24 protein-coding genes and 1 riboswitch are annotated in these 25,497 nt (G+C 47.4%); of the genes, 5 read left to right on the forward strand and 19 right to left on the reverse strand.

Annotated elements, in window-relative coordinates:
• Positions 1-142 precede the first annotated feature (142 nt).
• Positions 143-1,138, reverse strand: coding sequence for a Gfo/Idh/MocA family protein (locus AB3N00_RS23840; protein WP_413036816.1), 996 nt, complete (start codon positions 1,136-1,138; stop codon positions 143-145).
• Entirely contained in the window at positions 1,135-2,175 is a 1,041-nt protein-coding gene (locus AB3N00_RS23845) for a Gfo/Idh/MocA family protein (RefSeq protein ID WP_413036817.1), read from the reverse strand. The genes AB3N00_RS23840 and AB3N00_RS23845 overlap by 4 nt, the downstream gene beginning before the upstream one ends.
• 282 nt (positions 2,176-2,457) lie before the next feature.
• On the opposite strand from AB3N00_RS23845, the gene AB3N00_RS23850 reads away from it, so the two are divergent.
• Positions 2,458-4,752 carry a helix-turn-helix domain-containing protein gene (locus AB3N00_RS23850; protein ID WP_413036818.1) on the forward strand — a complete coding sequence of 765 codons (2,295 nt, stop codon included), beginning with the start codon at positions 2,458-2,460 and terminating at the stop codon, positions 4,750-4,752.
• Between the two features lie 199 nt (positions 4,753-4,951).
• Here the strand turns inward: AB3N00_RS23850 and AB3N00_RS23855 are convergent, their stop codons facing one another.
• Together AB3N00_RS23855 and AB3N00_RS23860 are read right to left on the reverse strand one after the other, a co-directional pair.
• The gene (locus tag AB3N00_RS23855; protein ID WP_413036819.1) at positions 4,952-6,067 is read right to left on the reverse strand and encodes an acyltransferase family protein; all 1,116 of its coding nucleotides are present in this window, start codon (positions 6,065-6,067) and stop codon (positions 4,952-4,954) included.
• Positions 6,068-6,299: 232 nt separating this feature from the next.
• Positions 6,300-6,656 (reverse strand): HesB/IscA family protein, encoded by a 357-nt coding sequence (locus AB3N00_RS23860; protein WP_095361260.1) that lies wholly within the window; start codon positions 6,654-6,656, stop codon positions 6,300-6,302.
• Positions 6,657-7,132: 476 nt separating this feature from the next.
• Here AB3N00_RS23860 and mqnE point away from each other — a divergent pair, with 476 nt between their 5' ends.
• Both mqnE and AB3N00_RS23870 read left to right on the forward strand, forming a co-directional pair.
• Entirely contained in the window at positions 7,133-8,239 is a 1,107-nt protein-coding gene (gene mqnE / locus AB3N00_RS23865; protein WP_413036820.1) for an aminofutalosine synthase MqnE, read from the forward strand.
• A gap of 215 nt (positions 8,240-8,454) precedes the next feature.
• Positions 8,455-9,516, forward strand: a complete 1,062-nt coding sequence (locus AB3N00_RS23870; protein ID WP_413036821.1) for an NAD(P)/FAD-dependent oxidoreductase — start codon at positions 8,455-8,457, stop codon at positions 9,514-9,516.
• Here AB3N00_RS23870 and AB3N00_RS23875 read toward each other — a convergent pair.
• Positions 9,513-9,767: a YuzB family protein gene (locus tag AB3N00_RS23875; protein WP_413036822.1), complete on the reverse strand. Its 255-nt coding sequence runs from the start codon at positions 9,765-9,767 to the stop codon at positions 9,513-9,515. The genes AB3N00_RS23870 and AB3N00_RS23875 overlap by 4 nt on opposite strands.
• An 80-nt stretch (positions 9,768-9,847) precedes the next feature.
• Here AB3N00_RS23875 and AB3N00_RS23880 point away from each other — a divergent pair, with 80 nt between their 5' ends.
• Entirely contained in the window at positions 9,848-10,093 is a 246-nt protein-coding gene (locus AB3N00_RS23880) for a NifU family protein (RefSeq protein ID WP_062324083.1), read from the forward strand.
• A 77-nt stretch (positions 10,094-10,170) separates the two neighbouring features.
• Here the strand turns inward: AB3N00_RS23880 and AB3N00_RS23885 are convergent, their stop codons facing one another.
• The 7 genes from AB3N00_RS23885 to AB3N00_RS23915 form a co-directional block, all read right to left on the reverse strand.
• Positions 10,171-10,953 (reverse strand): SDR family oxidoreductase, encoded by a 783-nt coding sequence (locus AB3N00_RS23885; protein WP_413036823.1) that lies wholly within the window; start codon positions 10,951-10,953, stop codon positions 10,171-10,173.
• 294 nt (positions 10,954-11,247) lie between these two features.
• A complete protein-coding gene (locus AB3N00_RS23890) occupies positions 11,248-12,084 on the reverse strand; it encodes a MetQ/NlpA family ABC transporter substrate-binding protein (RefSeq protein WP_413036824.1) in 837 nt (278 codons plus the stop codon).
• Between the two features lie 81 nt (positions 12,085-12,165).
• Complete coding sequence (locus AB3N00_RS23895) at positions 12,166-12,825, reverse strand: methionine ABC transporter permease (RefSeq protein ID WP_413036825.1); 660 nt, start codon at positions 12,823-12,825, stop codon at positions 12,166-12,168.
• A 1-nt stretch (position 12,826) separates the two neighbouring features.
• Positions 12,827-13,861, reverse strand: a complete 1,035-nt coding sequence (locus AB3N00_RS23900; protein ID WP_413036826.1) for a methionine ABC transporter ATP-binding protein — start codon at positions 13,859-13,861, stop codon at positions 12,827-12,829.
• Between the two features lie 126 nt (positions 13,862-13,987).
• Positions 13,988-14,129, reverse strand: a riboswitch (SAM riboswitch).
• 128 nt (positions 14,130-14,257) lie between these two features.
• Positions 14,258-14,986 carry a Cthe_2314 family HEPN domain-containing protein gene (locus AB3N00_RS23905; protein WP_413036827.1) on the reverse strand — a complete coding sequence of 243 codons (729 nt, stop codon included), beginning with the start codon at positions 14,984-14,986 and terminating at the stop codon, positions 14,258-14,260.
• A 205-nt stretch (positions 14,987-15,191) separates the two neighbouring features.
• The gene (locus AB3N00_RS23910; RefSeq protein WP_413036828.1) at positions 15,192-16,115 is read right to left on the reverse strand and encodes a COX15/CtaA family protein; all 924 of its coding nucleotides are present in this window, start codon (positions 16,113-16,115) and stop codon (positions 15,192-15,194) included.
• 279 nt (positions 16,116-16,394) lie between these two features.
• On the reverse strand, positions 16,395-16,739 hold the full coding sequence (locus tag AB3N00_RS23915) for a thioredoxin family protein (protein ID WP_175399220.1): 345 nt from the start codon (positions 16,737-16,739) through the stop codon (positions 16,395-16,397).
• A 117-nt stretch (positions 16,740-16,856) separates the two neighbouring features.
• On the opposite strand from AB3N00_RS23915, the gene AB3N00_RS23920 reads away from it, so the two are divergent.
• Positions 16,857-18,128, forward strand: coding sequence for a DUF2515 family protein (locus AB3N00_RS23920; protein WP_413036829.1), 1,272 nt, complete (start codon positions 16,857-16,859; stop codon positions 18,126-18,128).
• A gap of 97 nt (positions 18,129-18,225) precedes the next feature.
• Here the strand turns inward: AB3N00_RS23920 and AB3N00_RS23925 are convergent, their stop codons facing one another.
• From AB3N00_RS23925 to AB3N00_RS23955, 7 genes are all read right to left on the reverse strand, one after another.
• The gene (locus AB3N00_RS23925; RefSeq protein ID WP_413036830.1) at positions 18,226-19,854 is read right to left on the reverse strand and encodes a putative polysaccharide biosynthesis protein; all 1,629 of its coding nucleotides are present in this window, start codon (positions 19,852-19,854) and stop codon (positions 18,226-18,228) included.
• Positions 19,855-19,914: 60 nt separating this feature from the next.
• Entirely contained in the window at positions 19,915-20,355 is a 441-nt protein-coding gene (locus tag AB3N00_RS23930) for a DUF456 domain-containing protein (RefSeq protein WP_413036884.1), read from the reverse strand.
• Between the two features lie 54 nt (positions 20,356-20,409).
• Positions 20,410-21,159: a Cof-type HAD-IIB family hydrolase gene (locus tag AB3N00_RS23935; RefSeq protein ID WP_175399217.1), complete on the reverse strand. Its 750-nt coding sequence runs from the start codon at positions 21,157-21,159 to the stop codon at positions 20,410-20,412.
• A gap of 462 nt (positions 21,160-21,621) precedes the next feature.
• Positions 21,622-22,494 (reverse strand): metal ABC transporter permease, encoded by an 873-nt coding sequence (locus AB3N00_RS23940; protein WP_413036831.1) that lies wholly within the window; start codon positions 22,492-22,494, stop codon positions 21,622-21,624.
• Positions 22,494-23,453 (reverse strand): metal ABC transporter permease, encoded by a 960-nt coding sequence (locus AB3N00_RS23945; RefSeq protein WP_413036832.1) that lies wholly within the window; start codon positions 23,451-23,453, stop codon positions 22,494-22,496. Before AB3N00_RS23945 ends, AB3N00_RS23940 begins: the two co-directional genes overlap by 1 nt.
• 2 nt (positions 23,454-23,455) lie before the next feature.
• The gene (locus AB3N00_RS23950; protein WP_413036833.1) at positions 23,456-24,277 is read right to left on the reverse strand and encodes a metal ABC transporter ATP-binding protein; all 822 of its coding nucleotides are present in this window, start codon (positions 24,275-24,277) and stop codon (positions 23,456-23,458) included.
• Positions 24,278-24,308: 31 nt separating this feature from the next.
• Complete coding sequence (locus AB3N00_RS23955) at positions 24,309-25,256, reverse strand: metal ABC transporter solute-binding protein, Zn/Mn family (protein ID WP_413036834.1); 948 nt, start codon at positions 25,254-25,256, stop codon at positions 24,309-24,311.
• Between the last annotated feature and the right edge of the window lie 241 nt (positions 25,257-25,497).

Consider the following 25,497-nt stretch of genomic DNA (forward strand, 5'->3'; position numbering starts at 1 on the left):
TCTCTGCCAAAAAAGCAGAACCTCCGATCGATACAATAAAAAAGACCCTGATCGGTTAGCCATTACAGACGAATCCTATCATTACGGGTCTATATTAAGGGTTACCACATTATATTATTGTCCTTAACGAATTTCATGTTCCTCAACTTTCCTTGAGCATCACCCTGCCTTCTTTCCGGATCGACTCATATGCGGAAAGAGCGATCAAAGTCGCCTGTAAACCATCCTCCCCGGAGATAGGAACACTTCTTCCAGCTGCAAGTGAGTCCACGAAATCCTGCAGCATGTAATAATTCATACGCTCACCCCAGTAGCTCCACTTTGCTTTTTCCTCGAGATCGCTGTATACCTCGTTCTTCTGTGCAAAAGCATCCATATGGATGACGCCGTCCGTACCGATAATATCCAGCTTCACATCTCCCCAAAAAGGATATTTCCGGTTTCTCGACCAGCTTGTATCAATGAATGAGATCAATCCCTGATCATATTCAATATGTACCATGCCCGAATCTTCCACCGCCAGATCATGAAACAAGTGCCCTTGCTCTGCATATACAGCGATTGGATCGCGATTAAGCAACCACCGGAGCAGATCAGCTACATGCACCGTATGATCCAGAATTGCCCCTCCGCCGGATTGGGATGGATCCACAAACCAGCCTTCTGGTGCTGTGCCCCGGTTGTATCCCTTAATCGCAATCACTTGCCCAATGTCCCCTCGCTCAAGCGCTCTTTTCGTCTCCAATACGGCAGGCAAATACCGGCAGGGAAATGCAGTCATCAGTTGTACCCCGTATTTGGAGCAGATCTCGATCATGATCCTCATTTCATCCATGTCTATTCCAAGTGGTTTTTCACACAAAATATGCTTGCCCGCACGGGCACTTTCCATGACCATGCTCGCATGCTTCGCATTCTCTGAACATATAATCACAGCATCAATCTCAGGGAGCTGCAGCATGATGCGGTAATCCTCGTAATACGAGATACGGTCTTGATCAAGAAGAGTCTTGACCCGCTCCATGTTATCATCAGCGATGGCGATGACTTCCACATTCTCGATCGCGGCGAGCTCCCGATAATAACTGAACGCATGGGGATGAGCGAAGCTGATCATGCCAATACGCAATTGTTTCATGCGAGTGCTCCACCCTTCTTCTCAAAACTCTTCATATTGACAGGGTCCCCGCTGTAGGCAGAATGGAGTGCAGCACGCGCAATTTTGGATGCAATACAAGCATCCTGAACAGTGACCTGGGGCTGCGACCCGAACTGGATACATTGGATAAAATGAGACAATTCACGATCATAGGCCGTTTCAAACTCAGGGCTTTTCCTTACAACGATAGGTGTATGTGTCCCACTGTCATCCGAGCCTGTCGCTGACATTCCTCCTGCTGCTCCATTTTGCCGGATAACCACTGATTTGGCCTCCTCGGAATTCGCATGCAGGATTCCCTGATCCCCCGCGAATTCCATCGCTGTCTGGAACGGCCCGGGATACCCCCACATCCCTTCCAGATTGGCGATAGCTCCTTGTTCGAATCTTAAGGTCACCCATGCGTAGTCCAGATGAGCAAGGGTTCTTCGCTGGGCATACACGGATTGAACCTCTCCAAGCACACTGCGCATATAATCGATGTCATGAATCATCAGATCCATTATGACACCACCGCTGCGCTTGTCATCGTTATACCAGTTCTTCATCAGCCCTGGATGGGGTCCGATACGTCTGGCATGGGCAACTCCAGGTTTTCCTATAACACCTGCAGCGATCTGGCGGGCGACATCCGCATAGGCAGGGAAAAAGCGGCCCACATGTGCAATAAACAAATGCACCTTGTTCGAACGACAAACGACATCCATCATTTCGGCTTCTTTGGACGTTGCACTGACCGGTTTCTCACAGATCACATGCACACCCGCTTCAGCGGCCATGACTGTGTACGTACAGTGCAAGGACGTAGGGAGGCAGATGCTTACAACATCCGGACGCCCCCCGCTCAACAGATCCTCGAAACGGCTGTACGCCTTTGTTCCGCATACTGCGGCCAGCCTGTCTGCCTCATCCTTCTCCACATCACAGACACCAACCAGTTCAATCTCTTTCAACTTGGCATAACTTTTGGCATGTACAGCTCCCATCGTTCCGCATCCCAGTACAGCAGCTCTCACAGCTTAACCCTCCTTCATTCAAACTTTGTTCCAGTCTTGCTTCAAGTTGAATGTTACAGCTCTGCATCGGCAATGGGTATAATCCGTTTTTGGGATCTTGTCCGATCCTTATGATATTTACATCATTCGTGATCTTTCCTGAAAAAACAGCCGTTTTCGCAAAAAAGGTATAGCCCCTTTTTACACCACGTTCATACTCTGCATTCTGAGGCTTAATAGTTCACGCGTAGAATGGGCCAAATAACTTGTTCTCTGTAGAAAAATAAAATGAGGGGTTGGCCTATGAACTGGATATTGAACAAAAAACGAACCCTGTTTTTTAAACTATTTGTCAGCTTTTTGGCAATCATTTCATTGTTCTGCCTATTCTATATTCTGATTTATTATGTATTCAAAACGAGTCTGCAGGAGGAAATTGTCCAAAACAGCCACAATGAAACGAAGAATACAGCGGAACGATTCTCCAATCATATGGAACAAATTCAGATCATGCTGTTCCATATGTACAACAATCAGGATCTGGTTGCCTTCAACAGGCAATTGCAAAGAGTGGGATTGGAACAGGCAGACTATCTGAAGGCCAAAAATGTGATGATGGACATTCGGGGATATGTATACAATTCATTGTTTTTGCTGGAAGATGTGATCGTGCATTTCCCTAAGGAGCACTTTGCGTTCGGCAAATCAGGCAGTAGCAGTTCGGATTACATGTTCAACACATCGTATCAAAGCGTTACCTACCCATTGGAGCATTGGGAGATACTCGCAGATCAGCCTCATACGTTCCTGATCTCGCCTGCAGCCTCCTTTCATATGAACGCAGGGTCTCCCGAGAGCAGACGGCTTCTGCCGTACACGTTTAAGAAACCCGGCACGGCTTATCAGATCATTGCAATGGTGAATATCGAGAAAGCAGTGGAGTCCTTTTTTGGCACCACAGACGGTCACACCTTGACCATTACGGATGACCAGAGCAATATTCTCTACCACTCGGGTTCAACAGCTGAGGGAGAAGCCATACCTGTTTTTCAGAATGGAGAAACTGCGCTCAAAGAGAATGGAAGATATTATTTCAAGGCAGAGGCCGCGGATGGGCTCACCTATATTACCTCTCTGGCAGATACTCGCATTACAGATCAGTTACAGCGAATGACCAGTTACATGGTTCTTATATTTGCATTCTCACTCCTGGCTGCAACGCTGGTATCCCTTTATTTAAGCCGCCGCCTGCATACGCCGGTCAAGCACATGTTATCCTCCCTGCTGGACCGTACATCACGAAATGAAGCCGATGATGTCAGAGCGGGAGATAGTATTTGGGAATATGATCTGATTCAGAGCAGGATCGGGGAATTGAAGAAAGAAAAGGACACGATTGTGGACAAGCTTAACCGCCAGAACGCGATTCTAACCAACTACTCCTATATGAATCAACTGAAGAACATTAATACAGACCTTAGCGAGTGGAACGATTTCCTGGCGGATGGAGGAAGTTATCAGATTGTGTATTACGACATCCGTTTCCGGATATCGGAAAATGGCAGTATGCCCCTTGATCGAGAGGGTGCAGTGCGTCATTTGCTGGATTATATTCATTTGCAAACCAAGGAGATAATTCATGCCAATCATACATTCCAAATGGAGAAAAACGAGATCGTCTCCATATTAAAGGGAGCTTCTGCTATCCAACTTCAGGCCCTGCTGGAGCAGCTTAAAGCAAGTCTGGATGAAGAAAACCATTTTTACGTTGTAACCATCTGTACCCTTCCGGCTACGGACCAACCGACCAAATTCAGTGAAACCTATCAGCAATTACGTGATCTGGCTTCAGAGGCCCGCTTGCTGGAGGAAACACAGCTGATCAGTGAGGCGCGTCCCCTGCCCGATCTGGATCAACCTCTGGTAAAACGGGGGCGTGAGTTCGATCAGGCACTCCAGGCGCTGGAGGAAGATACCTGCATGGAATGGATACGTCAGGCGTTCGCCCAATTCGTCAAAAAAGAGGCAAGTGTGCTTCAATTCAAGCAATTGGCTCTCGCCATAACAAGTCACATTAATGAATTTATGGATCAGCATCTGCCCTGTAAAGGCGCTGCCACGTCTCTGAGCGATTGGGAATATATGCTTCAAGATTGTCATTCACAGGAAGACTATGAGTCTGTTTTTAAGCACATCATTTACTCTGCCCTTGCCGTCCTGCGGGACAACAAACTTTCGCCATCAGAAGAACCAACCATCGCCATGTTTTACGAGATCATCAACTCTCATTACATGGAGGATATATCACTTGAGTACCTGTCCGAGAAACTGAATCTGTCGACGACGTATCTCTCCGTGTATATCAAAGATAAAACCGGCATCAATTTTAGCGAGCATCTGCAAAAAATCCGCATGGGCAAAGCATGTGAACTGCTGGCTACGACGAACTGGACCATCAACGAAATCAGCGTCCGTGTGGGATACCAGAACATCACTTCCTTTAATCGCATTTTTAAAAAGACAACCGGCATCTCCCCTGGAATTTATCGAAAACAGCATCTTATGGAAGTTCATCACCAGCAGAAGCATGTGGATTGAGCATTTTGAGCAAGTAACAGGAATCAGTAACGGCTTGAATGTCCGAGACCATCTGACTGTGAAGGCACATGAAAAAGCGCAGTTCCAACGGTTAACACCCGCCGGAACTACGCTTTATTTACTCTTATTTCTAAAGTCTTAGCAATCCTTATCCGGTACCCCAGCTTCTTCTCTTGTCCGATATTCAGATTATTAACCCTCAAACCTTTATTTGAGTTTCAGCCCAGGTCCCATTCTGCTTGCCTGTTTCTTTTGTTCTTGTAAACTTAGTTCCAATCTTACCCACGAAGTAACTTCCAATTTTCAATTTATGAAGCAAGTACGTGAGTAAGATGGATGCACTAATACTTATAACAAAGGTCAACGGAATATTGATAAATGGGTTTAGCCCAACAAACATTTCACTGAAATTCTGTACGAACATCAAGTGCAATAAATAGATACCAAAGGAATACCTGCTTACTAGATCAATAATCCAAGGGATCTGTTTTATTTTTGAAGTAAGATAAAACATAACAAAAATCATACTTATAGTATAAAACAAAATGTCCACTCGTTTTGAGTTTGCTTCTGGTAACAGTTCTCCAAATCGTAAGAACATTATGACAAGGAACGTGACTATAGGGGAGAAAATGAGCCATTTTATATTTCGATTTAGAAATTCTTTGAAGACAACATGGTTTCTTCCACAATAGTACGCTACTGAGAAATAAAATAACCAACCAGGGAACGGAACCCAGTACAAGCGGGTCCATATATATTCCGCACTAGGAATAAAATTAAGAGGGGGAACAAAGTTGAAAAAGCCGAGGTAGATTAAATTAACCATCAAACACAGAGGTATCATGAGCTTGGGCGATGTCTTTTGCAAATACTTAGTAAAAATAATATGTAAGACATAGAATTGAAATATAACAATAATGAAGTAAGCTATATAATCAGCTACAACAATGTTTCTAAGAGTTTTCACGATTAAGGCAGCGGGCGTTAGTTCTCCTGATCTGATTAAACTATAGAAGGCATAGACTACTGCCATCGTTATGTATGGAATCAGGATGTACCTAACACGCTTCCACAAGAATTTTTCGGGAATGTGATTAGGATAGGACTTTGCCAAAAGAAACTCGGATATAAAAACAAAAGTGGGTGTCCCAAACAAAAGAGCAAGCTTTAAAACCTCTAGAAAAATAACTGACTGAGTGGAAAGAGTCCCTTCATAATTTGTGAAGGTCATATTAATACAGTGAATAGCAACAACAGTAAGACAGGCAAGACATCTAAGCCAGATAACTTCTGAGACCAGTTCTTTTTTCAATGCGACATACTCCTTTTGCTTCGTTTTGATACAAATTGTATCATCCAAGGAGTGATCTCGTAAATGTTAAATTTCTCGCAGCACCTCCCTTAATATTTACTTATTACTCTAACTGTAATAAAAAGACTCTATAACGTAATTAGTTCGAGACTAATACGTTATAGAGCCCTTGATCTTAAAACCTCATCATTTTATTTCTATAGGTTAAAAATCGCGTGAAACTGTTGCAGTCTTAGCAATCCTTATCCGGTACCCCAGCTTCTTCTCTCGTCCGGAAGGAAGATCCGCAGCCGCATGTTGCAACGGCATTCGGGTTATGGATGGTGAAGCCGCCGGACATGCCGGATTCTTCAAAGTCAATTTCCAGACCATTCAGATATTTCAGGTTCTCCTTCTCGACTACAACCTTCATATCGTGAATATCCATATAAATATCCTCATCGGATTCTTTATCATCAAAGCCCATGGCGTACGAAAATCCGGTGCAACCACCCGGTGCTACGCCCAGACGCAGGAACATATCAGGTGTCTCTTGCTGTGAAAGCATCTCTTTCAAACGCTCGGCAGCTGTTTCGCTGATGTTAATCATGCCAGGTCACTCTCCTTTTCGTTAACTCTTCCTTAAATTATACTCCACCACGTCAAGAGGCTCAAGACATGTTTACCCTATTTCCGTGTTCTCCTTTCCTCCTTTTTCTTCCCAGTGTATTGAACCCCCGGGACACGAGGTTTATAATGAATAGGTGATCGCTCTGAAATGTCGATATTTTGTCATGACTTATTCAGATGTTGCTCATATATGGAGTTGTAATTTTTTTCACATTTCGAGACTGCAGCGCAGTCCCCAATGCATATAGAGTCATATGACTCACTTTTAGATTTTACATCCATGATGCGAAAACCTTAAAAGAAAAATTCAGCTTTACACATGCAGCATACGCTGCACCGGGTAATTAAGAGTTAGTTCCTAATAAGGAGGCGGCAGATGACCGCATCTTTTTTATGTAGTTCTGTAAGCAAGTCCTACATTCAACTCAGGTCCGGTTAAGAACAGGAGGAAACAAAATGTCTACATTGGTAACACCGTTCACAGACAAAAGAATGGCCGAAATCGTTGAGAAAGTGCAGAACGGCGTAAGGCTGAGCGTAGAAGATGGCGTCTATCTGTATCAAACAGATGATCTGCTGACTCTGGGCCAGCTGGCCAATGAGGCCAACCTGCGCAAGAACGGCAAGAAAGTGTATTTTATCGAAAACATGAGCCTGTATTTTACGAACGTATGTGAAGCACACTGTGCTTTTTGTAATTTCCGCAAAGACCAGGGTGAAGAAGGCTCCTATACGTTATCCGGAGAAGAAATGATCGACTACGTGGAACAGCATATTCATCCAGGCGTGCGTGAGTTCCATATTGTAGGCGGACATAACAATCATGTTCCTTTTCAATATTATGTCGATTCCCTGCGTGCTTTAAACGAAAAATATCCGGATGTTACGCTGAAAGCCTACACGGCAGCAGAAATTGATTTCTTCACCCGGATCAGCGGTCTGAGCATTAAGGAAGTGCTGCAGGAGCTGCAAAAAGCAGGCCTGAAATCACTGACTGGTGGCGGCGCCGAGATTTTGTCGGACGAATACCGCAAAAAAATGCGTGTCGACAAAGCAAACGTGGATCGCTATCTTGAGGTACACCGTACGGCCCATAATCTGGGCATGCGTACACATACGACAATGCTGTACGGATCGATTGAATCGTACGAAGATCGTGTTAATCACATGGCGCAAATTCGTGAGCTGCAGGATGAAACCAACGGTTTCATGGTATTTATCCCGCTCTCCATGCAGCCTAAGAGCAAAAATGCCAGCATAATGCGCCGCAACTCGGCATACGAGGATCTTAAAACCATTGCGATTAGCCGCCTCATGCTGGATAATATCGACCACATTAAAGCATACTTCATCAATATCGGTCCACAGCTGACCCAAGTTGCTCTTGGATTCGGCGCTTCGGATGCCCATGGCACCATCGTTCGCGAACGGATTAGTCATGCCGCAGGTGCATTAACGCCTGAAGGCCTCACTCGCAAAGAGCTCATTTGGCTCATTAAGGGCGCTGGACGCATTCCTGTGGAACGCGATACCTTCTACAACGAAATTCAAGTATACGAATAAACCTGCTGCATCGCCTCGATCGCTTCTTTCATTCCACAAGGAGAGCCGCTATTCGAATCGATGCACCCTATTTGTATAATACCTCTAATTTTAAAGTCCTGAATTTTCGATATAATAATTAAAATAAATCATAAGGAGCAGCTATGTGAAAACATAGCTGCTCCACAGGTTACAGCCCCGCTCACACGGGACTGATGCAGAAAGGAAGCCGAGTCATGAAAAATTTCGTCATTCTCGGAGGCGGCTATGGTGGCCTCACGATTATCAAGGAACTTCTGGAAGGCAAAATACCATCAGATACACAAATCGTGTTGGTGGATCGCAGCCCTTTTCAGGGATTGAAGACTGAATATTACGCACTCGCAGCAGGGACTGTATCTGACTATGACCTGCGTATCCAATTTCCAGTACATGAAAAGGTCACTCACCGTTACGGTGAAGTCACTTCGATTAATTTGGAACAGCGTCAGATTGAATTTGAAGGCCAGGATCCTCTGGAATATGACAAGCTCGTTATTGGACTTGGCTGTACAGACCGGTTCCACAATACACCTGGAGCGGAAGAATACAGCTGTACGATTCAGAGTTTTAGCAAAACACGGGAAACCTACCTCCGTCTGAACGAAGTGAAAGCTTACGGAAACGTGCATATTGTTGGCGGTGGATTGAGCGGTGTCGAAATGGCAGCCGAACTGAGAGAGAGCAGACCGGATCTGAACATTAGTATCCTGGATCGTGGCGAGCGTGTATTATCTGCATTCCCGCAGCGTTTGTCCGCTTACGTGCATGAGTGGTTCAATGAACATCAGGTAGAGACACGTGGACATGTTGCAATTTCCCGCCTTGAGGATCACGCCATTTTCAACCGGGATGAAGAGATCTTGACTGATGCGGTCGTATGGACTGCCGGCATTCAGCCTGTAAAAGTTGTACAGGATCTGGATGTGACCAAAGACCCGCAGGGCCGTGTTGTACTGAACGAGTATTATCAAATTCCCGAATATACGGATGTTTATGTAGTAGGTGACTGTGCGAGTGTACCTTATGCACCAAGCGGTCAGGCTGCAGAAGTGCAGGGTGAACAGATCGCTCATATTCAGCATGCCCTCTGGAAAGGCGAAAAGCCCAATCCGCAGCCGCTCAAGCTCCGTGGCACGCTCGGCGCACTCGGCAAGAAGGCTGGATTTGGGCTGATGGGCAAAACGTCCATGATGGGACGTGTGCCTCGTATTCTGAAAAGCGGCGTGCTCTGGATGTCCAAGCGTCATCTCGGTTAGTCGAGATCCAGCTCGTTCCAGGCATCGGCTTCGGCAATTTTGGCCAGGATTGCGTTATATAAATCCTCCACTTTGTCTGTGATGACAAGTTCACCATTGACTAGTGCAAAAGGAGTCATGTAACATTGGCCGCAGTTGCTGAGGCAGCCGTATTCAATCACATCATAGTCTGGATTCTCTTCGAGTTGATCCATGACTTCATCTGTGCCAAAATGCATATTGTTGGCACAAAATTCAATAATCGGTCTCATGTAGGTTCACCTGCTTTGTTTGACCATTTTAATTTACGGCCAATTGTAATATAATATATAGAGGAAAGGAGTTGAAAAATATGAGCGAAAACGCACAAAGCACCATGTATGATGAGGTATCTGACGTGCTTGACAAACTTCGTCCGTTCCTGCAACGCGATGGCGGTGACGTGGAACTGGTCGACGTGGAGGACGGCATCGTTAAGCTGAAACTGGTCGGTGCCTGCGGCAGCTGCCCAAGCTCCACCATTACCTTAAAAGCCGGGATTGAACGCGCCCTTCTTGAAGAAGTTGACGGTGTCGAAGAAGTCGTACAAGTATTCTAATCAATCCTTCACGAAATAAACCTCAAGAGCCTTTCCCTTCACATGAAGCGGAGGGCTCTTTTTTGTGCATATCCCGTCTATTGTCCATCTTCACGCTGAATCGTAGGACGAATGGGATCGAGCCCGCCCGATACATCCATAATGTTGCCTGTTATAAAATCCGAATGATCCAGACACAAATACGTAATCACCCGTGCAATATCTTCACCACTACCGGGACGACCCCGCGGCGTCTCCTGATCGGTTATGCCTGCCATTTCATCAATGGTTTTTTCCTTGTTGGCACCCCGGATATCACCCGGGCAAACCATATTTACCGTTATGCCGTAAGGAGCCTCCTCAACGGCGAGTGTCTTCGTAAAAGAAACCAGACCTACCTTCGCAGCAGCATACACTGCACGATGAGGCCATGACCGTGCCTCTCCCGCGTGACTGAAGCCAAAATGAATAATCCGGCCCCACTTTTTGCGTCTCATCTCTGGCAGCACACGATGATCCAGGAGCATGGGTCCGAGCAGGTTGCCCTGCACCAGCATCTGTACCTCTGCTTCGGTATACTCTGCAAACAAACGCCGTTCACGAACAAAGGGTCCCGCATTGTTCACCAGAATATCGATACTCCCCAGCCCGGTTTCAACCTGTTCTACAAGCTTGGCGATGTCTTCTGTTTTGGAAATGTCAGCTTGAACGGCAATGCAGCGCACCCCTTTGGCTGTGATCTGAGCCTGAAGCGATTCGGCTTCGATTCGGCTATGCACGTAATTCAAGGCAATGTGGCATCCCTGATCTGCCAGACTAAGGGCTGTCATTTTCCCAAGGCCTTTGGCACTTCCCGTTATGAGGGCAATCTTTCCCTTCACGTCCATCCCCCTCTTCAAAGAGCAGTCACTCATCCAGTATAAAATATTTATCCGCCCCTCACAACTTGCATATCCATATAGGGAATAAAACCCTTTGTATCCAAAAATATCTTGATAGGAATTGCGCACTTATGTTACTGTCATTTAGTCCTTACACCTTTTAGGTTTCATCAAACTACATCCCCCTCGAAAGGATCTCGAAATGAAAAATAAAAACCGAGCAATTCTCATAGAGAGATGCTCGGTTTTTCTCGTATACTATTCAAATCCATTTAAAGTAAGTTTATGGGTAACTTAGAACGCAGGTTCAACTGCACCTTGGTAACGTTCCTTGATGAACGTTTTAACCGCTTCGGAATTCAGGGCTGCCGCCAGCTTCTTGATCGCATCTGCATCCTTGTTGTCTTCACGGGCAACGAGAATGTTGGCATATGGATTACCTTGCAGATCTTCAATAAGCAAAGAATCTTTTTCCGGGTTCAAATTGGCTTCAAGCGCGTAGTTAGCGTTGATGAATACCAGATCTGCTTCATCCAGTTGACGTGGCATCATGGCTGCATCCAACTCGATAATCTCCAGGTTTTTCGGATTGGCTGTAATATCCTGAATCGTGGATGCGATATTAGTGTTATCTTTCAGGTTAATGATCCCTTCCTTTGCAAGCAGCAACAATGCACGCCCACCGTTGGATGGGTCATTGGGAATCGCTACTTTAGCGCCGTCTTGCAGTTCATCCAAAGATTTGATCTTTTTGGAGTACCCAGCAAAAGGTTCAACATGGACAGGTGCTACAGTAACGAGGTTAAAACCACGTTCTTTGTTTTCTGTATCCAGATAAGGCTGGTGTTGAAAGAAATTGGCATCCAATTGTTTGTCTGCCAGCTGCTGGTTCGGCTGAACATAGTCATTGAACGTTACAATCTGCAAACGAATGCCTTGAGCTTCCAGCTCAGGTTTGATACTTTCCAGAATTTCAGCGTGCGGTGTTGGTGAAGCTCCGACTTTCAGTTCCACGGTACGCGGTGCACCTGCTTCATTATCTGCGCCACTGTCTGAATCCTTGTTGTTTCCGCATGCAGCAAGTACCGCAATCAGCATCAAGCTGAGCAGTGCAAAAGACCATTTTTTCATGTGTAAAACCCCTTCTCCAATAAATTTGTTGCATCTTTGCATTCGTCCAGCATGGATTGAATGCAAAATGCTATATATGTGTTATTTCCGGGTGAACAATTTAACCAGTCGATCGCCGAACATTTGCAGAACTTGCACCAGAATGACCATGAATACGACTGAAATAATCATAATTTCATATTGGTAACGGAAGTAACCATAGTTAATGGCAAGTGTACCGAGTCCACCACCGCCGACCATGCCGGCCATCGCCGTATAAGATACCAGTGTTACAATCGTAATTGTTATCCCTGCAAGCAGACCAGGCAGCGCCTCAGGCAGCAGTACGCGCCTTACAATCTGTCCGGTTGATGCTCCCATCGCCTGAGCGGCCTCAATAACTCCACGATCCACTTCACGCAGTGTAGTCTCAACCAACCTTGCGAAATAAGGAGCAGCTGCAATAACAAGTGGTGGGATGACTCCGAGTACGCCTGTGGCTGTACCAACCAGTGAACGTGTAAACGGAATGAGGGCAACGATCAAAATAATAAACGGTACCGACCGCAGAATATTAACAACGATGGATAACACGGTATAGAAGATACGTGACTGAACGGAAGCCGATCTCGCCGTCATAAATAGCAGGACACCCAGTGGCAATCCTATGATGATGGTAAACAAACCGGACGCACCCAGAATTTGCAATGTTTCAATGGAGGCCTTGCCGATCTCTTCCCAGCGTACAGATGAAAAATCCATGTTAACGAAGCACCTCCACATCAAGCCCTTGCTCATTCAATTCATGCACTGTTCGACGAATCGCATCCGCATCGCCTTCAAACCGAACGGTTAACTGTCCATACGGAACCTGCTTGATCCTCGAGATCGTTCCTTGCAGAATGGCAAAGTCCACTCCGGTCTGGCGAACGGTTCTGGACAGAATGGCTTCAAACGTTTTTTCACCCAAAAATGAGATTTTGACCAACTGTGAGCGTCCATCCTGCTGATCCGTTCCACCGGCATGTGCCAGGGCTGCCTCTTCCAATAGAAGCTCGGACTCGTGATCACGCTGCATGAAGTCACGCGTAATGGCATGCTGCGGCTTAAGGAAGACTTCCGTTACAGGGCCTTGTTCCACGATTCCTCCCTGATGGATGACAGCAACTTGATCACAGATGCTTTGAATGACATGCATTTCATGGGTGATCAGAACAATGGTCAGATCATATTTCTTGTTAATATCCATCAGCAGTTTCAAAATCGAAGCCGTTGTCTGCGGATCAAGCGCAGATGTCGCTTCGTCACAGAGAAGAACTGCCGGGTCACTGGCAAGTGCACGGGCGATACCTACTCTCTGTTTCTGCCCCCCTGACAGCTGAGCCGGATATTTGCTGCTGTGGTGTTCCAGACCAACGAGAGCGAGCAGCTCCTTCACTTTACGGTCAATCTCAGCCTTAGGCGTATTAACCAGCTTCAATGGGAAAGCAACATTGTCATATACCGTAGCTGAAGATAACAGATTAAAGTGCTGAAAAATCATGCCAATCTTGCGGCGCTGCTGCTGCAGCTCCGTCTTGCTGAGACCTGTAAGGTTCACACCATCTACCCATACCTCACCCGCTGTTGGTCTTTCAAGCAGATTGATACATCGGATCAATGTACTTTTCCCTGCACCGGAGTGTCCAATAACTCCGAATATTTCACCCTTGCCGACGTTCAGATCCAGATCGGCTAGTGCTGTCGTTTGTTTTGCACCTCTGCCGTACGTCTTGGTTAATCCCTTTAATTCAATCAATATGACTTCTCCTTCCCACCGCCTACATGTATCTTTACCCGAATGAAAGGAAAACTCCCCTCTGGCGCATAAAAAAGAGCCCCTTTTGCAGAAACAAAAAGGGCTCTTCACATGAAAGAATGTACCTTCTCATCTGCCAAAATCGTGCCTTGCACCATTTTGTAGGAATTAGCACCTAACATCTATAAAGTATGACTCGGTTGTCATGTCATTATAAATCGGTTGCCGGGCTTCATCGGGCCTGTCCCTCCGCCGCTCTCGATAAGAAATATGAAATTTATAAGTTCAGTGGTAAAATTTTAAATGGCTACACATATTAATTCCATGTAACGTTTAATTAGAAACTCAGTATAATCCAAGTATTCCGCTTTGTCAAAGGTAAATATTACACGTGATTTACTTTGCCAGTTCGGACACTCCTTGCTCGCGCCACATCTTATTGATGTAACCATAAGCCTCTTTCAGCGTTTCGCAAACCATATCAACGCCCTGGCGCAATTCATCCAGATGCTGATCCAGATCCTCCAGCTTTACCTTGCCCTGCAATGTCTGGTGAAGCTGCCAGAGGTCATCCTGCATCTCGGAGTTCATGTAGTGAATCTCCATGTTCCGTCGTTTGCGAAGCTTGCTCATTGGCTCCCGATAGGCATCCTTGATATTGATTAATCGAACAGCAAGGTCTCCATGCATTTTGGCATAGCCAAACTGTCTTAAGACGGTAAAGTACGAAAAATGGGATTTCACTTTGGACGTGTTTAACTGAAATAATTCATTCAATACCGTGCCTGTCTTATCCAGAATCGCAAAACACCGGATAAACCCATCCTTATAAAAATATACATAGCGGGCGTATTCCGCCTTTTCCTCGATGGTCATATCATCGGTGGAACCCGCCTTCACCTTCTTCCGAAAGTGGGAAGCAGCAAAACAGCTCTGCTCCAGCTCATCCAATGAGGAGATCAAACCCTGTGTCCAGACATACAGTTTTCGATAATCGTGAGTCGGATCCTGATTCAGGTCCAGCTGTCGTTGTAAAAGTCCGAGCGTCTCGACCATCGACTCGATCGCTTCTTCCAATACGCCTTCATTCTGGCGCGGCAATTCACCCAGCAACGTTCGCAGCATATACAGCCTCCTCTTTCCACTCTGCTGATCAATAAGATGATTTATAATATTAAACCTAATCGGAATCAGAGTAAACGTGTGATCGCTGCTTGTTTTAGGGTGCCCTGCCCCGCCTTACATCAAACAAAGTCCACCTGTCCAATGATGTACATCACTGGATGGTGGACTTTGCAGTTTTTAGGTTATGAACCAAAGATCAAATGACTTAGAAGCGATCAGCTGGCCGATGAAGCTTGTACACCAAGAAACTCATATAGGTTAATATACCGAACAATACGGCAATATCGAGCATGTGAGCCAGAGCCACAAACATATACACTTCCGGACGGCTTATGGTCAGCATCATGCCAAACCCAATCAGCACTTGAAGCAGAATGAGCACAACCGACACAACGCCCAAGGCCCGAAGTTCCTTGTTATCCGGATGTTTGCGATACGCATAATGACCCAGGATCGCAATCACAACAACAAGAGAAGCTGCTGCTACACGGTGAGCAAAAGCTACAGCTACACCACCGGACAGTTCAGGTACAATCTGGCCGTTACAGAGCGGGAAGCCCGAACAGCCTCCAGCTGAATCGGTATGACTTACAAATGCCCCTGTGTATACCACAAGATACGTATAGATGGTTGAAAACCACACCAGGTTGCGGAAGTTTTTGCTGACCCGAGGGTATTTGTTCAACCTTTCGAGGCCGCCATGACGTGCCTCCTGCCTAATGCCGAGAGCCATCATCAGGGAACTGGCAAATGCGATCAGGGCAAATCCAAAGTGCAGCGCCATAACCGCTGATGATTGGGAAAAGACGACGGCAAAGGCCCCCATGATTCCCTGGATAATAACGAAAATCAGCGTTAATAATGAAAACAATTGCAGATCACGACGTGATTTGCCATATCGGAGGAATGCAACAAATGAGGCAATGGAGAGCAATCCTGCCATTGCGCTGACCGCACGATGTGAATATTCAATCAATGAGGCTACTGTATGTGCAGGAACGAGTTTACCATTACACAGAGGCCACTCCGTGCCACAACCGAGTCCGGATTCTGTTTTGGTAACGACCCCACCGCCGAATGTAGCCAAAAACATCACAAGACAAGTTAATACGGTTAACCATTTAAACAAGGTTAAGTGCTTCAATTTTTTCTCACCCGCTGTTGGTTTAAGATGGCGAAGAACGATCTCTCCGCTTGTTTCGATACTTTGACACTTATTTCACAACTAAATTCATTATACCGGATAAAAGTGTCATTGACGCCTCGCTTTGTGACAAAATGTTAACGTCTGTCGACAGATTGACCAACAGGTCACCGCGTCCTTATGTACGGTGCTATTCTCCCCCGAAAATGCTTAAAATACAAACGCCATTTCCCTTTTTCCAGAGAAACGGCGCTTATTTTATGCTCATTTATGGATCGTGTTGTACACTTCAACCGCACGCTGCAGGAACTGCTCAATCTCTTCTCTCGACTTGCGCAGTTTGTTCACATACCGAACGAGTTCCCGGCCATCCGTATAGGCAACAAAGCTCGGAATACCCAGAATATTCTGTTCCTCACTAACGGTCCCCACCTGATCCACATCAACCTCAACCAGGGTTAAATCACGAGCAAATTTTTCCTCAACCTCAGGCATAAACGGATCAATGTACTTGCAGTCCCCGCACCAATCTGCCTTAAATACCGCTACGGTAAGCCGTGGAGATTGAATGGCCACATCAAACGCAGATTTGGATGTAATCTGTTCCATGACAGCATCTTCCTTTCTGTACCTTGTCTTATCCTTAGTGAAGCAAATTGCCGAGTGGAAGTCAAATATTCAGCACATACTTAGTTTAAACCAATCATGATGAAAGGATGGCAAGCGATGACTCCCACCAGAACCGATTCTCTCTCCCGTGATTCGCTCTTTCGCATGGTTCGATCCATTCCCGGAGCCGCCAGAGAAGTATGGCGAGGCAAACAGGCAGCATGGCAGGCGTCGGCACAGCTTCGTCATCCTTCTCGTGATTTGGCCTGGGAAGCGGAAATGGCCGAGACGCTGAAGGGCGAAGTTGAACGCCTGTTGCCCGGTACGGAGACGGCTTCTGCCCGCCATGCAAAAAGCGCCCCTTTATGCGAAGAAGACTGCATCATCCTGGAAGAGATCAAAACACTGACGGTAGAAAACAATCGGAGCAACATTACGCGTACGGCAGCCTATCTGGCGTGTTATGACCAATATCCCGAACTGCACTGGGCCCTGTTGGCACACATGGTTTCTCGCAATGGCGGCTATCATATGACCGATTTGCAGAGCAACCTGATGCATAACCTGCAAAACCAGACGGATCGCGAACATATGTATCGGTTGCTTGAGCGCTGTAATGCACTCATTTTCCAGGACGCCTACCCACAGCTTCTGCTGTATATGAACAGCAGGCGAATCGGGCGAAGCTGCTTCCACCTGCTCTCCCATTTTCACGTATCGGCGTTCATGACACCCATCTGGGAACGATTCTGGCTGGAACGGTGCAGTTCGCTGCTTAGTGTAGCGTTAATTATTAATGAGCAGAATTATATTGAGAGCCGGGTCGTGCAGCATCCTTATTTTCAAAAGGAAGTGCTCTCCAAACCTGCATTCCATCTGCATAATCTCGCCGGGCTTAATCATATTGTATTTCCTCTAGGACGCGGGAAAGGGCTAGCCGGTCGGGTTATTGAACATTTTGGCAAGTTGGACGAGCGCATCATGTTTGGCAAAAGCCTGTACGCGATGCTGTTTGGCATTGAACAGGTATTCACACAGGTGCTGGAATTTGCCCATGCGGTTCCCCATAGAGGATCACGTGCCGAATATTGGCCGGGTCTATTCACAACGAGCATGGAGGGCGTGGTAAAAGCAGAATTCTACAGTCCGGAACTGCTGGAACATGAATGGATGCCTGAAGGTCAACGTTTGTACAGTCCGGAACTGCTCTCCGTATGGAAAGACACGCCATATGAGCCGATTACGAGACAGGACTGGCTGCAAAATCGAGATAGTCTCGGACATCTCAGCGCCCCGCGTCGCCCCTGGTTATTCGAAATGAGTCACGAGCACCGATATGGCATGCTCAAAACAGCTCTAGCCCATGATGCCAAGGCATTGCTGCATTAAGTCATTGGGTTCAATTCATTACATTAAAAAAGCCCTGTCCGCTTATGCGCAGACAGAGCTTGTACTCATTTTTTGGATACATGATCTGGCTTTAACCCTATGCCCGCTGACCGGTTCCACGCTGTAGACGCATAAGCGGCCGCAGTACCTTTTGCAGAATACGCGGGTAGCTGCCAAGTTCATCTCTGCGCAATACGCGAAGGATGACCAGCATCACCAGGTATACAACTACAACAAGTACACCGACAACCAAACATGTCATGAGGAAGGAGACTCGTGCTGGCAGGAATAAGCCAAAGATCCAATTACCAGCCGAGTTGGCACCAAAGCCGACACCTGCCGCAAGCAGGACGGTCACGACGAACCCGATCCAGCGATCACCCATGATCGAGAAGTTTACGATTTTTCTCAGTACTCTCAAATTCAGATACGTAATCACCAGGAAACATAACGCTGTTCCGATGATGATTCCATAAATGCCAAACATCGGAGCCAGGATCAGACTTGCCACAAATTTGACGATAATCCCTGCAGCTACACTGATCATCGTGATCCGCGGTTTACCAACCCCAAGCAAAATGGAGTTCGTGGTCATCATCGTAATTTGGAAAATAGTCCCGAAGGTCAGCAAGGTAATGATCGGTGTTCCATCCAGCGTACTGAACAGCAAACCATTCACCGAATAGGCTGCTGCACAAAGGGCAATAACAATCGGCATGCCTGTCAGAATCGAAATGCGCATGGCAAGTGTAATTTGATTTTGCAGATGGGCCTCATCTTTGCGTGCAAAAGCTGCCGAAATGACGGGAACGAGCGATTGGCTTAACGCAATGGCAAGAATTGGCGGAATCCCTGCAATACTTTGAGCCTTCGCCCCGAGAATGGCGAGTACCCCTGTTGCCTCTTCCAGCCCAATGCGGCCGCTGAGCAGCGGAACCACAAGGGATGAATCGATAAAGTTAATGGCCGGAACCGCAAGTGACGATAACACAATGGGAATGGACAGCTTAAAAATGTCACTGTAAATTCCTCGCATCGGCAGTTGTTCCGCGCGAACAACGTCCAATTGGGCTGCACGGTCACTGCGGCGCAGCTTCAAGGTGAAGTACAGCATCACGGCGAAAGCGCCGATACTGCCGAGCACACCACCAAATGAAGCACCCGCGGCAATCGTTCTGTCATCGTAATTCCATTGCAGCATGACATACGCCACGATAATGGCTGTACCCACCCGGGCAAACTGCTCCACAATTTGTGAAATGCCGCCTGCCGTCATATTGCCACGTCCCTGGAAATAACCACGCATCATGGCAATGGCCGGGAAGAGCAGCAGCGCCGGTGCAAGGGCACGAATCGCGCTAACGGCTTCCGGTACCTTGGATACATATGTTGCATAATAAGGTGCTGCAAACCATAGCAAGGCTGACATGACAACCCCGGCTACCGCAGCAAAAATCAGGGCAGCCCGATAGATTTGCTGTGCTTCTCCCGCACGTCCCAGCGCGTAGCGTTCCGACACCATTTTGCTGAGTGTGCTGGGAATTCCCGCTGTTGCGACAGTTAACAGCATTAAGTATACCGTGTTGGAGATGGTAAACGATGCGTTACCAATATCGCCAAGGATATGCTCCAGCGGCACCCGCTGCACAAGACCAAGTACCCTGGCAATCAGTGCCGCTGCCGCCAAGATGAGCGTACCCTTAATGAATGTTTCCTTCTTAGACAAACTAATTCCCCTTCTTTCCCCCACACGGACGTGCATCCGGTTAAAGCCCATTCCGAACGTCTATGCGAATCTTGCCACCCAGATAATAAACAGAACAATCATAACGATTTGCAAAATAATTTTCATGACCGTACTGGTAAACAGGCCTACGACAGAACCAAAACCAACTTTGGACGCTTTGGAAGGTGAAGATCCACCGATCAGTTCCCCAATAAACGCCCCGATAAATGGTCCCAGTACCAACCCGAATGCCGGGATCACAAATGGACCAATAATCACACCGATCGTACTCAGGGTAGTGGATAGCTTGGAACCACCGAACTTCTTGACCCCCCATGCACTGACGACATAGTCAGCTACGAACAGTACCACCACGATGAGAATCTGGAAAATCCAGAACCATACGCCAAACGGATCGAAACTGAAGAACCAGCCATAGACCAGAAACGCGAAAAAGATCGCTATAGCACCAGGCAGTATCGGATACACCGTTCCGGCCATCCCCACCACAAACAAAAGCACAATTAAAATCCAGCCAACGGTTGCAAGCAAAGGTTATTCCCCCTTCAAAATGTGTTCACGAATGACTTCCACAATTCCATCCTCATTGTTACTCGCCACAACCAGGTCAGCAGCTTCCTTTACCTGTTCCTGTGCATTACCCATGGCAACGCCCAGACCGACCGCTTCAATGACGGCCAGATCATTCAGGCTGTCTCCGACAGCAACGACTTCGGACATCTCTATTCCCAGCAGCTTGCAGACTTCAGCCACACCACTCGCTTTTGAAATGCCAGCCGGATTAATCTCAATATTGACAGGTGAGGAATTCGTCATTTGAAGACCTCCCAGCTGCTGCAGTTCCATCATGATCTGGTGGCGAACTTCATCCACTTCGGTATTAAAACCAAATTTCAGCCACTCCAGCCCTTCAATATTGTCTGTCCAGCGTTCTCGGTTGAACAGTTCTTCCACGGAGTAAGCCCAGTACCAGCTGTTATATTTCTCGCCAATTTCCTGCATCGTACGGATCAGGGCCGGGTCCATCAGATGGCGAATGTGCAGATCATGCGGAGCTTTCCAGACTTCACTGCCATTGACCGTGACCATCGGCGTTTCCAGACCAAGCTGTACCGCATACGGCATCGCATGGAACACGGCTCTTCCCGTGGACAGGCACACATGTACCCCGCGACGAATGGCAATCTGAATCCACTTGGCGGTTTCCTGGGTGATTTCATGATTATCGTTGAGCAATGTCCCATCCATATCCAGTGCCAGCAATTTGTATTTAAGTTCACTCATGCAGTATTCCTCCTCGGTTCTCTCTCCAAGTTCAACTCTTAGATATACATACAGTCGATATGCAGACAGAAAACCTTCCGATCGCTGTTATCCCCAGATTTTCTTGATCCCATCTATATGGGGAAAATCCGGTTATAAACGCGACCACTTCGCTTCTCCAGGTCCTTTCAGTCCCCACCGTCCTGCAATGTATCTCCAGTTCAACTTCCATTCTTTTTTTTCTCTATCCAACATATTCTCACAAAAAGACCGCCCGGTATCCGCGGGAGGCGGACGCTCCGGACGTCACAGCTAACGACATTTTACCACAGATCATCCATATGCAACAAAATATCGATATAAAGGGAGTTAAGAATAAATACACTCCTTCTGTATGGCATAATCAATGAAATCCTTTTCCATATGGATATAAAAATAAAAGTCAAAAACCGCCTGCGCAATGCAGACGGTTTTTTCGATTCATTAACGTGTAGCCCATTTGCGACGAGCGTAACGGAATACAATCCCATGCTTCGGAGACAAAAGCAGTGCCAGAACAAACAGGATCCCAGCTACCGCCACCATACAGCCAGCAATGGAAGCATCCAGCGCGTAGGCCATGATGTAACCTCCCACCGAGGAAGCTGCACCTACCAGTACACTGTACAGAATCATTTTACCCAAACGATCCGTGAGCAGGTAAGCTGTCGCCGCAGGAACAATCAACATGCCTACCACGAGTATAGATCCTACACTTTCAAAAGAAGCCACGGACGTCATGGAAACGAGCCCCATGAGGAGGTAATGGAACAATACGACCGGAATACCGCAGGCAGCTGCCAGGGCCGGATCGAAGGCACACAGCTTGAACTGTTTATAGAACAGTCCGATGACAATCAGGATAACCAGCAGTGTGATCCCGAGCATCCAAACCGCCCTCGGCCCGACATCGGTGCCCCCAAGCGTTAATGTATCCCACTGCACGTAAGCAATCTCGCCAAACAGCACGCAGTCCAGATCCAGATCAATATGCTGGGCATTGAGACTGATCAGAATAACGCCAACGGCAAACAGTGCCGTGAACACAATGCCAATGGAAGCATCGGAAGACAATCCCCCAGCCTGCAGACTTTGGATAAAGAACACCGTTAATAGGCCGAAAATAGTCGCCCCGAGCAGCATCCATAAGGAATCTCTGGAACCACTCCACAGAAAAGCAATCGCAATCCCGGGAAGTACGGCATGACTGATCGCATCCCCAACCAGTGCCATCCGCCGCAGGATGAGGAAACAGCCGAGAATGGCACACGCGGATGAAACCAATACTGCCGTTAAAATAATCCAAAATGTCGCCATTACATCTCACCTCGTTCCTGCTGTGTGCCTTGGGCGGAAAGTGTCTGAAGCGCAGCACGCTCTTCTCTAAGATAAGCCGATTTGGCCTGCATACTTCGTAAACGGCGAGCCAGCAATCCACGACGTGGTGCCAGCAACGCTGACCCGGCAAACAATACCGTAGCCGCAAGTACCGTCACGGGTCCTGTCGGCAGATTAGGTACAAGTGTACTGAAGATGGTACCTGTCGCACCACTCAGTGCACCGAATATGCCTGCGAGCAGCACCATAAGTGCAAGCGAATCAGTCCAGCAGCGCGCTGCGGCCGCGGGAGTCACGAGCAGGGCAGCGACGAGAACCACGCCGACTGCCTGAATTCCGGCTACAACAGCAATGACCGTCAGCAGCAAAATCAGCTGTTCAAGCACCGCAACAGGCAGACCCATCCCGCGTGCAAATCCCGGATCGAAGCTCACCAGCTTGAATTCCTTAAACCACACCAGACAGGCAATGAGTAATACCAGACAGACACCGCCCATGACATATACATCCGTCATCACCATGGATGCCGCCTGGCCAAACAAATATTTATCCAGCCCGCTCTGGCTCCCGCTGGCTCCGTGCTGGATGCGGGTCAGCATGACTACGCCAATGCCGAAGAATACTGTCAGTACAATCCCCATTGCTGCGTCCTGCTTAATTCGTGAATAGCTTGTAATCCACGATATACCGAAGGTAGCGATGATTCCTGCAACGAGTGCGCCAAACAGGAAGAGACCCACCGATTTTGTTTCCGTCAACATAAATGCGATACATATCCCCGGCAAAGCTGCATGTGCCAAAGTGTCGCCCATTAAACTCTGGCGGCGTAAAAATGTAAATGAGCCAATGATTCCACTACTGAACCCAAGCAGCAAACAGCCCAGCAAAATCCAGCGTGTGTTGGGATCAGACAGAATGGAAAGGATCCAGTTCCCCATCATTACACCTGGCCTTTCTCCGTCCGGCTTCCGATCATCGCAATCCGGCCCCCGTACGTTTCCTGCAATAGATCCGGGACAAACACTTTGCTCGTCGGACCGCCGGCAACCAGGCGCCCGTTGAGCAGCAGCACATGGTCAAAATACTCTTCCACTGTCGCGAGATCATGATGAACAACGAGTACCGTCTTTCCTTGCTTTTTCAGCTGTTCCAAAAGGGAAATGATGGCTTTTTCCGTTGTGGCATCCACTCCTGCGAACGGCTCATCCATAAAGTACAAGTCTGCATCCTGTACCAGTGCACGAGCCAAAAAGACTCGCTGCTGCTGTCCACCGGACAGCTGGCTGATCTGGCGATGCATGTATTCTCCCATTCCAACTTGCTCCAGGCAGTGTGCAGCCAGATCCCGTTCCTTTTTGCCTGGACGGCGGAACCAGCCCAGATGACCGTACCGTCCCATCATGACTACATCCAGTGCATGGGTTGGAAAATCCCAATCTACCGATTCCCGCTGGGGTACATATCCGATCCGGCGCCGCTGCTCGCGGTAAGATTGACCAAAAATCCGTACCTCACCGTGCATCTTCGGAACCAGCCCCAGCACAGCTTTGATCAGTGTGGACTTCCCGGCCCCGTTCGGACCGAGAATGCCAATCAGCTGCCCTTCGGGTATATCGAAGGATACCCCGCTTAGCACAGGTTTTTTATGATAAGCCACCGCCAGATCCCGAACACTAAGAGGAGCCGATGTAGGCTGTGTTCCCTGCAAGTGGTTAGGATTCGTAGATGTAATGATTTTTTGTGATAAAGATGTGTCGCTCATGCTGTTTCCACTCCTCTCTCGATATGGTTCATCACTTCAAAGCTTCTACAATCGTCTCGGTATTGTGGCGGATCATGCCAATATACGTACCTTCTTCGGTTCCTTCAGCACCCATGGCATCCGAGAACAGTTCGCCGCCAATGCTGACCGTATGTCCTTTTTCGGCGGCTCCGGCAATGATTGCTTCCATCGCTTTAGCCGGCACACTGGATTCCACAAATACGGCCTTGATATTGTTATTCACAAGATAATCGCGCAGCTCGCTGACATCCTTCGCACCGTACTCAGCTGCTGTACTGATTCCCTGAAGTCCCATCACTTTCATGCCGTAGGCTTCTCCAAAATATCCAAAGGCATCATGGGCTGTAACCAGTACCCGGCTCGCTTCAGGGATCTCCTGGATTTTCTCCCGCACTTCATTGTCTAGTTCCTCAAGTTTGGCCAAATACGCTTCTGCCTGGGTTTTGTATGCCTCAGCATGATCCGGATCAGCTTCCATGAGTGTGTCACGCACGGCTTCTGCTGCATGCATCCAGTGGCTTACGTCAAACCAAACGTGTGGGTCATATTCCGTACCGCCAGTTTCCTGACCCGAATGTAATTCCTCTACTGGAATGCCCTCTGTTACGGCAGTTACCGTTTTGCTCTTGGACATTTTCTCCAAAATGTCAGTCATCTTGCCCTCCAGATGCAGCCCGTTATAGAAAATAACGCTGGCTTGCTCCAGCTTGCGGATATCCCCTTGCGATGCCTTGTACAAGTGAGGGTCTACGCCTGGACCCATTAGCCCGGTAACGTCAACATATTCCCCTCCGATCTCACGTGCTACATCTGCAATCATGCCTGTGGTTGCTGTGACCTGCATCTTCCCTTCAGTGCTCCCCGTTTCTGCCGAACTGGAGCAAGCTGTCAATAGAACAACCAAAACCATTGCTGTAAGCGTCATGAGCCCTCTCTGAATACTCCTCATCTTTACCATCAACAAATCAAGCCTCCCCTTTCCCTCACCTAAAATAATTGTCCATAACTAATTTTGTTGTACAAGGTATTGAAATTTATACACGACTAATAATGTTTCCCTTGTGCAAATTTTAGCCGATGCAAAATAAAAAGGCAAGGGATAATTTCCCTTGCCTGTCCAGTTCCGTAGTTCAGCCGTTTCATTGGCTGTTTTGCAGGATGATGTTGTGGAGTAACCACACTACACTTGAGTTAGTTAT

This window comes from Paenibacillus xylanilyticus (assembly GCF_047246825.1).
Lineage (GTDB): Bacteria > Bacillota > Bacilli > Paenibacillales > Paenibacillaceae > Paenibacillus > Paenibacillus xylanilyticus_B.

Bases quoted from the DNA above. Each gene is read 5' to 3' on its own strand.
- AB3N00_RS23870 (WP_413036821.1), top strand. From the start codon at position 8,455: ATGAAAAATTTCGTCATTCTCGGAGGCGGCTATGGTGGCCTCACGATT.
- AB3N00_RS23920 (WP_413036829.1), top strand. From the start codon at position 16,857: ATGACTCCCACCAGAACCGATTCTCTCTCCCGTGATTCGCTCTTTCGC.
- AB3N00_RS23935 (WP_175399217.1), bottom strand. From the start codon at position 21,159: ATGAGTGAACTTAAATACAAATTGCTGGCACTGGATATGGATGGGACA.
- AB3N00_RS23905 (WP_413036827.1), bottom strand. From the start codon at position 14,986: ATGCTGCGAACGTTGCTGGGTGAATTGCCGCGCCAGAATGAAGGCGTA.
- AB3N00_RS23940 (WP_413036831.1), bottom strand. From the start codon at position 22,494: ATGGCGACATTTTGGATTATTTTAACGGCAGTATTGGTTTCATCCGCG.
- AB3N00_RS23955 (WP_413036834.1), bottom strand. From the start codon at position 25,256: ATGGTAAAGATGAGGAGTATTCAGAGAGGGCTCATGACGCTTACAGCA.
- AB3N00_RS23860 (WP_095361260.1), bottom strand. From the start codon at position 6,656: ATGATTAACATCAGCGAAACAGCTGCCGAGCGTTTGAAAGAGATGCTT.
- AB3N00_RS23890 (WP_413036824.1), bottom strand. From the start codon at position 12,084: ATGAAAAAATGGTCTTTTGCACTGCTCAGCTTGATGCTGATTGCGGTA.
- AB3N00_RS23915 (WP_175399220.1), bottom strand. From the start codon at position 16,739: ATGGAACAGATTACATCCAAATCTGCGTTTGATGTGGCCATTCAATCT.
- AB3N00_RS23880 (WP_062324083.1), top strand. From the start codon at position 9,848: ATGAGCGAAAACGCACAAAGCACCATGTATGATGAGGTATCTGACGTG.
- AB3N00_RS23950 (WP_413036833.1), bottom strand. From the start codon at position 24,277: ATGAGCGACACATCTTTATCACAAAAAATCATTACATCTACGAATCCT.
- AB3N00_RS23875 (WP_413036822.1), bottom strand. From the start codon at position 9,767: ATGAGACCGATTATTGAATTTTGTGCCAACAATATGCATTTTGGCACA.
- AB3N00_RS23850 (WP_413036818.1), top strand. From the start codon at position 2,458: ATGAACTGGATATTGAACAAAAAACGAACCCTGTTTTTTAAACTATTT.
- AB3N00_RS23945 (WP_413036832.1), bottom strand. From the start codon at position 23,453: ATGGGGAACTGGATCCTTTCCATTCTGTCTGATCCCAACACACGCTGG.
- AB3N00_RS23895 (WP_413036825.1), bottom strand. From the start codon at position 12,825: ATGGATTTTTCATCTGTACGCTGGGAAGAGATCGGCAAGGCCTCCATT.
- AB3N00_RS23930 (WP_413036884.1), bottom strand. From the start codon at position 20,355: ATGGCCGGAACGGTGTATCCGATACTGCCTGGTGCTATAGCGATCTTT.
- mqnE (WP_413036820.1), top strand. From the start codon at position 7,133: ATGTCTACATTGGTAACACCGTTCACAGACAAAAGAATGGCCGAAATC.
- AB3N00_RS23840 (WP_413036816.1), bottom strand. From the start codon at position 1,138: ATGAAACAATTGCGTATTGGCATGATCAGCTTCGCTCATCCCCATGCG.